We start from the raw sequence: 11,112 nt of genomic DNA on the forward strand, positions 1-11,112 counted from the left end.
TTTTTTTCAACGATCGGACGGCATACAATACAATACTTTGCATGCGGTTTCACTTTTAAACGTTGAAAACCGATATCGTCTTCACACATTTCGCAAATTCCGTATACTTTTGACTTGATTTTAAAGAGCGCAGTTTCAATCTCACTCAGCTCGTGCATTTGTTGTGAGCCGATAGCATTTTCAACCAAGTTGTCGTTACTCGCAGATGCATAGTCACCTTCGTCGTTGAGTTCCATTTCACGCAACTGTTTCATTTCACTCTCAACGCCGGTGATATTTTTAATAATTTGAGCTTTTCGCGTCAGCAATATCTCCTCGAAATACTGCAACTCATGGTCTCTCATCGATGCTCCTCATTTGTGGTACGGATGGTTTGCTAACAGTGAATAGGCGCGGTATATTTGCTCTAACAGCACCGCTTTTGCGATCTTATGGCTCATTGTCATCTCTGATAAACTGATTGCCGTATCACATTGGTCTACAAAGCTTTTTTCAAAGCCGTATGCACCACCTATAAAAAATTGCAACGAAATTTTATCACTTATAAGCTTACTAAATGCAAAACTATCCATTTTTTTCCCATCAGGATGCAACGCAATCGAGTAGTTTTTACCCAACATCGGTGATAAGAGTTTCGAATACGCCGCTTGTGATGCTTCCGAACTGATAGTGTGCGCTTTTATTATCTCTTTCGGGAACAATTCAACGTCATCCACCTTGGCAAAACGGGAAATCATTTTCATCTGTTCCTGATACAGAGGGTCGTATAAAGAACGCTCTTTTTTAGCAATTGTTACAATAGAGATGTTCATAACAATCCGCTCCCTATGACATGATACGTAACATACTTAAAAGTATCATCAAGCTTCACTCCGCCTATAGCCGCTACCGGATGGTTAGAGAGGGAAGAAAGTTCATCCAATTTTTCCCCCAATACTTTTGCATCCGATTTTGTTGATGTGGCTCGATATGCACCCAATCCGATGTAATTGATATCCAGAGAATTGGCGATTGTAATTTCCTGCGCATTGTGGGTTGAAAGACCGATAAGCTTATCCTCACCGATCGCCATTTTTAAAATATTAATCGCTCGCACGGGATCAGAGTCAATCGCATATAAATCTTCCTGACCAATGTGGACACCGTCACAAAAAGAGGCCAGTTCATAATGATCGTTAATGATTAAAAAACCTTCCCATACTTTTCGCAGAGTAATCAAATCTGCTTTAACAATGGCAATATCGGCGAATTTGTTACGGTATTGGAGCACTTCAGCACCGAGTGTTTTCGCACGACCGGCAAAAGAGAGGAGATCGACCCCTCTTTCTCTCAATGTCTCGGCGTCACAAAGGGCATAAAGTCGCATTAGGGAAGGAGAAATTTGAGCATATCGCTCAATGTCTCTTTGAGTTCACTACGGGCAACTATCATATCGATAGAACCCTTTTCGAGAAGAAATTCAGCACGCTGAAACCCTTCAGGAAGGTCGGAGCCGATGGTTTGTTTAATAACCCGCTGCCCTGCAAATCCGACCAATGCACCCGGCTCAGCAATGATAATATCTCCAAGCGTTGCAAACGATGCACTGACTCCACCCATCGTCGGGTCAGTCAAAAGCGAGATATACGGGAGCTTGGCCTGCGCTAATTTAGCCAATGCGGCTGATGTTTTGGACATTTGCATAAGGGAGAATGTACTCTCTTGCATACGGGCACCGCCACTGGCACTGACGATAATAAGTCCCATCCGTTTTTCTATTGCACGGTTCACGGCACGAACGATTTTCTCTCCTTCAACCGAACCGAGCGATCCGCCCATAAAATTGAAGTCAAACACAACCAATTGTGCCGGAACTGAGTTAATCGTACATTCACCGCTTACAACAGATGAATAGGTACCGTTTTTGGCATACCCCTCTTCTATTCTCGCCGCATAACTTTTTTTATCCACAAAATTCAACGGATCGGTAGGACGGAGATTTCCGTCAAACTCGACAAAACTTCCCTCATCCGTGATGAGTGCCAAACGCTCTTTGACACCGATACGGAGGTGAAACCCGCATTTAGGGCACACATGATTTTGTTTTTCAATCTCTTTGTAGTACATCAATGACTGACAAGAGGGGCATTTTACCCAGTGAGACGGAGCCTCACTTTTGGTGGGTTGTTTTTTCTTTTCGGAGTCCCCGAACAGGTTAAATAGACTCAAAAATACTCCTTTTCTACAATCAAACGTATCTGCTCAAAAATCTCTTTATCCGCACATATGAGGATATATCTATCGTCTTGGAATACATGAAGGTGTTCACTTAGATAGAGTCCGGCTTGGATATCGTAAGGTCGCATTGTACCTAAAAATAGCACATATTTCACATAAGGGGCATATGCCAATGAGAGGGCCAATGCACCGGGGGATCGAAATTTTAGCTTATGAAGCATTAACTTTTTAATCAATTCCGGGTGTTCAAGAGCTTTCTCAAACAAACCGATTTTCGTATAAAGATTCGTAATAACTTCATCTTTTTGGGCGGGGTTTTTCAGCGTTGTCCTGAAATACTCGTTTGAAGTACGGACAAATATATCGCCGTTAGAGAGATTACAGACAAGAGCTTCTGTTGTTTTGCCATTAATGACACGAGCTATCGAAATGCCGTAATACGGGAATTTTGAAACGAAGTTATCACTGCCGTCTATCGGATCGAGCATAATATTAATGGCCGATTCGCTAGACATCCAGCCGCTCTCTTCCGAAAATACGGATCCGAATGGTGAGAGATAGTTGAAACAGATGGCTTCGGCGTACAAATCAACACCATTACTGATGTCGCCTCCGAATCCTTGATCATGAAGAGTAAATAGAGTATCGTTCTCTTTCTTAACAAGAGCATCTACTTCAAGACACGCTGAGATGGCAGCGTGGATAAAATCTGCCATCAGCCCAACAGTGATTTTACAATGGCTCGTGCCGCTTCACGTCCATCGTATGCCGCAGTAACGACGAGATCGGCACCTCGATGGCAATCACCTCCGGCATAAATTCCCGGAGTTGTCGTCTCAAATTTTTCATTAACCAAAATACCGCCCCAGTTGTTCACAGAGATACCGTTTTCCGCCAAGAACGGAGGAACGGCAGGGTCAAAACCGAGAGCCATAATAATAACATCGGCATTGACATTAAAATCCCCGCCTTTGACCTCTTCCATTTTTTGACGTCCGGATTCGTCTTTTGCACCGAGAACCGTTTTTGCCATATGGATTCCAACGGCTTTGCCGCCATCATTTAAAATAACCTCTTTAGGGGAGGCGTGGAACACAAAGTCTACCCCCTCCTCGATTGCATTTTTATACTCTTTGACCGAACCGGGCATATTATGCGCATCGCGTCGGTAAAGACAGGTAACGTTTTTTGCCCCTTCGCGTTTTGCCGTACGGACACAGTCCATAGCCGTATCCCCGCCTCCGACAACAACGACGTCAAGATCTTTGAAGTCAAATTTCTTGTCATAACTTAGTCCGAAGTTTTTACGCTGAATAGCGGTTAGATACTCCATCGACATATACACATTCGATGCATTTTCACCTGCAATTTTAGCCCCTTTGGCTTTTGTCGCACCGATACCGATAAATACGGCATCATGCTTATCCGCAATCGCGTCGAATTCAATATCTTTGCCCACTTCGCAGCTCAATTCCAGTTTCAATCCCGCTTCAAGGAGCAAGTTGACACGACGCTCAACAATTTTTTTATCCAGTTTAAAATTAGGGATACCATACGTGAGCAATCCGCCTGCACGATCACTACGCTCGTACATTGTCACTGCGATACCGGAACGAAGCAGATACGTCGCACATGAGAGACTCGCAGGACCCGAACCGATGATCGCAACTTTTTTATCGGTTGTAACCCCAGGGAAATACGGTTTAAATCCTTGTTTAAAGCCTTCTTCATTGATAAAAGTTTCCACAGAACCGATCGTAATCGCACCATGTCCGTCGTTAAGGGTACAATCGCCTTCACACAAACGATCATGCGGGCATACGCGCCCCATTACTTCAGGAAAAGGCGAAGGTTCATTGGAAAGATTAAATGCAAATTTCAAATCTTTTTCCGCTACGGCTTTGAGCCATTGAGGAATGTAATTGTGCAAAGGACATTTGTTCAGACAAAACGGATCACCGCATTGGATACAACGATCACTTTGTGAAGAGGCATCGCTTGAACCCATCGGCTCATAAATCTCGCTAAAATCTTTTAGACGCTGCAATACAAGGCGTTTCGTGGGGTCGATACGCTCAATCGTTAAAAATTCTCTCATACTAATTAGTCCCCTTTATCCGGATTGAGTGGCAATTTGGTTAAGTTTTTCGGGCGAACGAGCCAGAAGTTTCGGATTTCTACACGGAAATTTTTGAGTAGATCTTGTGCCATCTCACTCTCTGTTTCGGCTACGTACTCTTTTAAGAGACGTTTGAGATAGTGACGAGCCTCATCCCCGTCATCGGTATCGATACGGACAGCATCGATCAATTCTCGATTCACATTTTCAACAAAACTGTGATCTTGATCGTATACAAACGCAAAACCGCCGGTCATCCCTGCACCGAAGTTAATTCCGGTTTTACCGAGGATAACGGCAACACCACCGGTCATGTATTCACACGCGTTGTCACCTGTCCCCTCAACGATCGCTAACGCACCCGAGTTACGTACCGCAAAACGTTCACCTACCGAGCCGGAAATAAAGAGTTTACCGCCCGTCGCACCATACAGACAGGTATTACCGCCGGCGCTGAAACGTTCACCTTGGTTGTGTGAACGGATCACGATTTTACCGCCGTGCATCCCTTTTCCGATATAGTCGTTCGCGACACCTTCTAAACGGATAGAGACACCGTTGATCAAGAATGCACCAAGCGCCTGTCCTGCAATCCCTTTAAGATTGATTTTGATCGTATTCTCTTTAAGTCCTGCATCACCGTAATATTGCGCAATTTCACCGCTGATACGGGCACCGAAACTACGGTTCAGGTTACAGATATCACGAACGATTTTAACCGGACGCTCAGGGTTTTTAATCGCATTCATCGCTTCAGCGAGGACATCTTGTTCGAATTCATTTAAGTCAAACGGCTCATTCGATGGCGTTTGGCAGGTATTGAATCCCTCTTCACGATGCAATACGGAACTGAAATCGAATTTTTTCGCAAATTCGGTATCGATAACTTTGAGTAAATCGCTTCGTCCGATCATCTCTTCCATCGTTTTATAGCCCAATTGTGCCATGATCTTACGAACATCTTCCGCCAAATAGGTGAAATAGTTGATAAGTTGTTCAACAGTACCGTTAAAGAATTCGCCGCGCAATTTTTCGTTTTGGGTTGCAATACCGACAGAACATTTGTTGACATGACAGATGCGGAGCATTTTACAACCGATGATGGTCAATGCGCCCGTACCGAATGCATAGCTCTCTGCACCCAACAATGCCGCTTTTACGATATCCTGACCGGTTTTAAGTCCGCCATCCGTTTGGACATGAACCAATCCTCGAAGATTGTTTACTTTCAATGCGTTATGGGCTTCAGAAAGACCGAGTTCCCACGGATTACCCGCAAATTTGATCGAAGTAAGCGGAGCCGCACCGGTTCCGCCGTCACCGCCGGAGATGATGATTTTATCGGCATAGGCTTTCGCAACACCCGCTGCAATCGTACCTACACCGGCCGATGAAACAAGTTTAACCGCTACTTTCGCATTCGGATTGACCTGTTTCATATCAAAAATCAGCTGTGCCAAATCTTCGATTGAATAGATGTCATGGTGCGGCGGAGGTGATATCAGTGTCACACCCGGCATCGTATAACGAAGACGTGCAATAAGACCGCTGACTTTATGACCCGGAAGCTGTCCGCCCTCACCCGGTTTAGCCCCTTGGGCTACTTTGATCTGAATCTCTTCAGCCGAACGCAAATATGCCGGAGTTACCCCGAAACGTCCCGAAGCAACCTGTTTGATTTTAGAGTTTTTGAGGGTTCCGAAACGTGCTGCATCTTCTCCCCCCTCACCCGAGTTGCTTTGTGCACCGATGGTATTCATAGCGACGGCAACACACTCATGTGCTTCCGGAGAAATCGATCCCAAAGACATTGCCGCAGAGGCAAAACGTTTGAAAATAGCCTCTTTCGGTTCGACTTCGGAAATATCGATGCTCGGTCGATCGGATTTGAACTCAAAGAAATCACGGATGAATTTTTGGCCGCGGCCGTTTACCAATGCACTGAGTTTATCGAAATCTTCACGCTTACCGGTTTTAGAAACACGGTGGATCGCATGGATAACATCCGGATTAAAGTCATGATGCTCTTGACCATTGTAAAACTTATAGAATCCGCCGATTTTTAATGGGAAAATACGGTTAAATCCGCCCACTGCAAACGCCTCTTTGTGGTTGCGTTCCAAGCGTGCATCGATATCGTCATAAGTAAGACCCGGAATCATCGCATGGGACTCTCCGAAACACTCATGTACGATCTCTTTGCTCAATCCGATAACATCGAAAAGTCCTGAGTTACGGTATGACGCGATGGTTGCGATCCCCATTTTAGACATAATTTTCAAAAGTCCTGCATTGAGTGCATGATGAACCGATTTAAAAGCTTCAGAACAACTCACATCAGTGACACTGCGTTCTGCACGTGCGGCTACCGTAGCGAACAAAAGACTCGGGTAGACAGCACTCGCACCGTATGCGATCAATGTTGCTGCCCCATGAGAATCGATCACTTCGCTCGTACATGCAACAATGGATGCCAAATGGCGAATACGCGCATCCAACAAAGCACGGCTGATGCGTCCGACTGCCATCGCCATCGGGATTACTTTGTGCTCTTTGTCAAAACCACTGTCGTCGAGAATAACGATTCGGACGCCCTCTTTACGAACTGCGTTTACAACTTTTTCAACCAATGCCTCAAGCGCAGATTTTAATGAGCCTGCATAAGCGGTTGAAAATTCCTGATTGGTATAAAAAGATTGATATCTCGGTGATTTTTTATCTCCGAAGGATTTTAGGACTTCCAGTTTTTCCCGTATAATGATCGGAGAAATCGCTTTGAGACGATTTGCATGGGATGGAATTTCATCTAAAATATTGTGGGTCTCACCGAATCCGGTATTCAAACTCATAACCACTTTTTCACGAATCGGGTCGATCGGCGGATTGGTTACCTGTGCGAAACGTTGTTTGAAATAATCGGAGAAATGGCGTTGCACCGTACTAAATGCTGCCAACGGGGTATCATCTCCCATTGATCCGACCGCTTCTTTGCCGTCGCGCATCATAGGTTCAATCACCTGTTCAACAACTTCTTGGGTAATATTGAAAAAGCGCTGACGTTCTACCAAATTCGTAGGGTCATAATCACAGCGTGTAATGTATTGTTCATCTACATGTTCTTGGAGATAGATCATATGATCATTCAACCATTTCATATACGGATTAGAGGATTTTAAATATTGGTTAATATCTTCGTCTTTGAGCACTTTCCCAAATTTCAAATCCAATCCGATCATTTGACCCGATTGCAAACGTCCGCGCTCTTTGATCTGATCTTCAGGAATATCGATTACTCCATACTCACTCGCAATGAGGAGTGTGTCATCGTTTGTAATAATATATTTAGACGGGCGCAGACCGTTACGATCAAGAACACATCCAATATAACGTCCGTCGGTCAATGAAAATGCCGCTGGACCGTCCCATGCTTCAAAAACGGTTGAATGGTACTCATAAAATGCACGTAATTGCGGATCCATATGGGGAGCATTTTGCCACGGAGCGGGAATAACCGCACGCGCCGCTTTAAAGAAATCCATACCGTTAATGATCAAAAACTCAAAAAAGTTATCAGCACTGGCACTGTCCGATCCGCCGGGTTGAAGAATCGGAAGAAGGCGTGCAATCTCCTCATCCGTAAACACTTCACTTTTGATCGATTCGGATTTTACCGCGACATTAAAGCGGTTTGCTTCGACCGAGTTAATCTCTCCGTTGTGAGCAACGGCACGGAACGGCTGCGCCAAACGCCATTTAGGGAGGGTATTGGTCGAGAAACGTTGGTGGAAAAGTGCAAAAGAGATTTTAAAATTTTCGTTTTGTAAATCGGTATAAAATTCTTTAATATGGGTGGGCATAATAAGCCCTTTATACGAAATAACCCGTGCCGACATCGATGCGATATAAAAATCGCTGTCACTGACTAAGGCGTGCTCAATCTCTTTACGGCTCAAATACAATAATGCATCAAAACGTTTCGTTGCCATAAGCGAATTAGGGGTAATGAAAATATGATGAATTTCCGGTAAAGAAGCAAGAGCCTGTTCACCGAGCGCGTTGGTATCAACCGGCACTAAACGATCTAAAACAACTTTTAAATCATTATCCGTACAAATTTTTTCAAAATGTTCCAATGCAGATGCATCGCGTGTAAAGACAACAGCGACGGCATACATTTCAGGTAGTTCGACTCCTGCATCTGCAGCAGTTGAACGCATAAACTCATGGGGAAGAGACAACAGCAATCCGCTTCCGTCTCCTGTTTTTCCGTCAGCCGCAACTGCCCCTCGGTGCATCATTCTCTCTAACGCCGTAATAGCGTTTTCTAAATTTTCATGCGAAGGACGGTTTTTGATATTTGCAATCAATCCAAATCCGCAGTTATCTTTAAATGATCGTAATAGGTCTTGGTATTCCACTCTAATCGTCACCTTTCACCAGAAAATTCGGCAAATTGTTATTTTTTAATCTCTTTTTAAACATAAGTAGTTTAAAGGGGAGATGAAATTTTCTTATTTTAACGATAACAAGGTTAAAAAAGGTTAAAATAATGGATAATTTTTGAACATCTAAGAAAAAACGTGTAGAGTAGAACCAAAAGCATGCAGGGATTCATTATCAAACTTACTCGAGCACGCGAAGAAGATATGATTGTTACTATCATAGCGGAGGAAAACTTACAGACCCTTTATCGCTTCTACGGTGCACGGCACAGTCCTATCAATATGGGGTTTAAAATCGACTTCGAGGCAGAGCATTCGATAAAATCATCCATAGGGCGATTACGGGATGTGATCCATCTGGGGTTTCCGTGGATGGGACAATATGAGCGGATTCGTTTATGGCAGCAATTTATTTCTCTCTTTTATCCCCATCTAAAAGATTCCGAATCGATCGGGGATTTCTATTTTGCACTCTTAAACGATGCCTCGATCCGCTGGAAAGATCAAAATCCGAAACGAGTCGCTATCGAATCCTATGTCCGCCTTTTGGAGTATGAGGGACGCTTGCATAAAGAGCTGAACTGCTTTTTTTGTGATCTGCCTATCGAAGACGACATCTCGTTGATACGTGCTTTTTTACCGGCTCATAAAAACTGTTCCCATACTCTTTCCATTAATACTAAAGGGTTAGAATGGTTGTATACAAACGCTTCAACCCTTTTCCTGAGTGATCAGGAAATTGATCGTTTATGGTACGTCGTCAATGAAGGGTTATAGGTACATATTTTGCTTATAAGTTTTCAACAGAAAATACATACAAAACGGGAAAACTATGCGCATCCATAAAATTAGAGAGGCTGCTTTGTCAAAATACACCCCGGCGCCAAAAACGTCTCTATATAAATACACCCATAAAAAAATCAAACCTGCGACTCTCGAAGAGTTCTATAATGAAGTTCATGCAAAGCATACCCAGCATCAGGAACAACAGTATCCGAATAAAAATGCTCAGGAAATCGAATCCATTATGATGCAAAACCGTCGTCTGATTGAAGCACAACGTAATTCCAAAAGATAAAGGAGACCCATGTCCACTCCCCAAGCTATTGCCAAATCCGCTGATGAATTTTTAACCCTTTTACCCTCTATGGCAAATCGCCACGGTCTTATTACCGGAGCTACCGGAACCGGAAAAACCATTACGTTACAAAAGCTGATCGAGAATTTTTCATCAATCGGTGTCCCCTGTGTAGTGAGTGATATTAAAGGTGATCTCAGCGGTATTGCCGATGTCGGCGGTAACAATGCAAAAGTGACTGAGCGATTAAGTGCTATGGGCTTGGATGCACTGTATGACAAATGTCCGGTTACCTTTTGGGATGTTTGGGGTGAGAACGGTCATCCTATACGGGCGACGATCAGTGATATGGGTCCCTTGTTGCTGTCACGTTTACTCGGACTGAACGAAACCCAAAGCGGTGTTTTAACCCTCGCTTTTAAAGTAGCGGATGACGAGGGACTCGCATTGCTGGATCTTAAAGATCTGCGCGCCATGATCCAAAATGTCGGAGAGCGTGCTAAAGAACTCAGTCTCAGCTACGGCAATGTTTCCAGCGCCTCTATCGGGGCCATCCAACGTGCCCTTCTTACACTCGAATCCCAAGGGGCAGAAATGCTCTTCGGTGAACCGATGCTTAATATTCACGATCTTATCCAAAGTGTTGACGGCAAAGGGGTTGTGAATCTTCTCGATGCAACAAAACTGATGAATACCCCGAAACTCTATGCTTCATTGCTATTGTGGATGCTTTCAGAATTGTTCGAAACCCTACCCGAAGCCGGAGACAACAGTGTCCCAAAACTCCTCTTCTTTTTCGATGAAGCCCATCTACTTTTTACCGATGCTCCCAATGTTTTGATCGAAAAAATAGAACAAGTCGTCCGTCTCATCCGTTCTAAAGGTGTCGGCATCTATTTCATTACCCAACATCCGAATGATATTCCCGAAAAAATAGCGGCACAACTAGGTAATCGGATAGCCCATGCCCTCCGCGCTTTTACCCCGAAAGATCAGCAGGCCGTTCGTGCGGCTGCGGAAACAATGCGTGATAATGAATCCTTGGATGAGAAAACGGCATTAATGGAGCTGGGAGTCGGTGAAGCGTTAGTATCCCTGCTGGATGCCAAAGGGACCCCCTCTGTCACTCAGCGTGCCCTTATCATACCGCCATTTTCGCATATCGGGCCAATAACTCCCGAACTTCGACGTACTCTAATGAAGACATCGATCGTAGGAGACACCTACGATCAGACCATCGATTCCGAATCAGCGTA

10 protein-coding genes are annotated in these 11,112 nt (G+C 44.3%); 3 read left to right on the top strand and 7 right to left on the bottom strand.

Features of this window, described 5'->3' with window-relative positions:
- The 7 genes from dksA to gltB all read right to left on the bottom strand — a co-directional run.
- Window positions 1-344 (bottom strand): RNA polymerase-binding protein DksA (gene dksA / locus PHP90_RS12420; RefSeq protein ID WP_299930466.1); only part of this gene is annotated, 344 nt, incomplete at its 3' end.
- Window positions 345-353: 9 nt separating this feature from the next.
- On the bottom strand, window positions 354-812 hold the full coding sequence (locus PHP90_RS12425; protein WP_299930469.1) for a 23S rRNA (pseudouridine(1915)-N(3))-methyltransferase RlmH: 459 nt from the start codon (window positions 810-812) through the stop codon (window positions 354-356).
- Window positions 809-1,366, bottom strand: coding sequence for a thiamine phosphate synthase (locus tag PHP90_RS12430; protein WP_299930472.1), 558 nt, complete (start codon window positions 1,364-1,366; stop codon window positions 809-811). The genes PHP90_RS12425 and PHP90_RS12430 overlap by 4 nt, the downstream gene beginning before the upstream one ends.
- Window positions 1,366-2,208: an acetyl-CoA carboxylase, carboxyltransferase subunit beta gene (gene accD / locus PHP90_RS12435; protein WP_299930475.1), complete on the bottom strand. Its 843-nt coding sequence runs from the start codon at window positions 2,206-2,208 to the stop codon at window positions 1,366-1,368. The genes PHP90_RS12430 and accD overlap by 1 nt, the downstream gene beginning before the upstream one ends.
- Window positions 2,205-2,933: an inositol monophosphatase family protein gene (locus PHP90_RS12440; RefSeq protein WP_299930478.1), complete on the bottom strand. Its 729-nt coding sequence runs from the start codon at window positions 2,931-2,933 to the stop codon at window positions 2,205-2,207. The genes accD and PHP90_RS12440 overlap by 4 nt, the downstream gene beginning before the upstream one ends.
- The gene (locus PHP90_RS12445) at window positions 2,933-4,315 is read right to left on the bottom strand and encodes a glutamate synthase subunit beta (RefSeq protein WP_299930481.1); all 1,383 of its coding nucleotides are present in this window, start codon (window positions 4,313-4,315) and stop codon (window positions 2,933-2,935) included. The genes PHP90_RS12440 and PHP90_RS12445 overlap by 1 nt, the downstream gene beginning before the upstream one ends.
- Before the next feature lie 5 nt (window positions 4,316-4,320).
- On the bottom strand, window positions 4,321-8,754 hold the full coding sequence (gltB, locus tag PHP90_RS12450; RefSeq protein WP_299930485.1) for a glutamate synthase large subunit: 4,434 nt from the start codon (window positions 8,752-8,754) through the stop codon (window positions 4,321-4,323).
- Between the two features lie 183 nt (window positions 8,755-8,937).
- Between gltB and recO the strand changes: the two genes are divergently transcribed.
- The 3 genes from recO to PHP90_RS12465 all read left to right on the top strand — a co-directional run.
- The gene (gene recO / locus PHP90_RS12455; protein ID WP_299930488.1) at window positions 8,938-9,555 is read left to right on the top strand and encodes a recombination protein RecO; all 618 of its coding nucleotides are present in this window, start codon (window positions 8,938-8,940) and stop codon (window positions 9,553-9,555) included.
- Between the two features lie 55 nt (window positions 9,556-9,610).
- Window positions 9,611-9,856 (top strand): hypothetical protein, encoded by a 246-nt coding sequence (locus tag PHP90_RS12460; protein WP_299930491.1) that lies wholly within the window; start codon window positions 9,611-9,613, stop codon window positions 9,854-9,856.
- A gap of 9 nt (window positions 9,857-9,865) precedes the next feature.
- The coding region (locus PHP90_RS12465) for a helicase HerA-like domain-containing protein (protein WP_299930494.1) at window positions 9,866-11,112 on the top strand (1,247 nt) is incomplete at its 3' end.

Origin of the sequence: Sulfuricurvum sp. (assembly GCF_028712165.1) — a bacterium.
In the GTDB taxonomy this organism is placed as follows: Bacteria; Campylobacterota; Campylobacteria; order Campylobacterales; family Sulfurimonadaceae; genus Sulfuricurvum.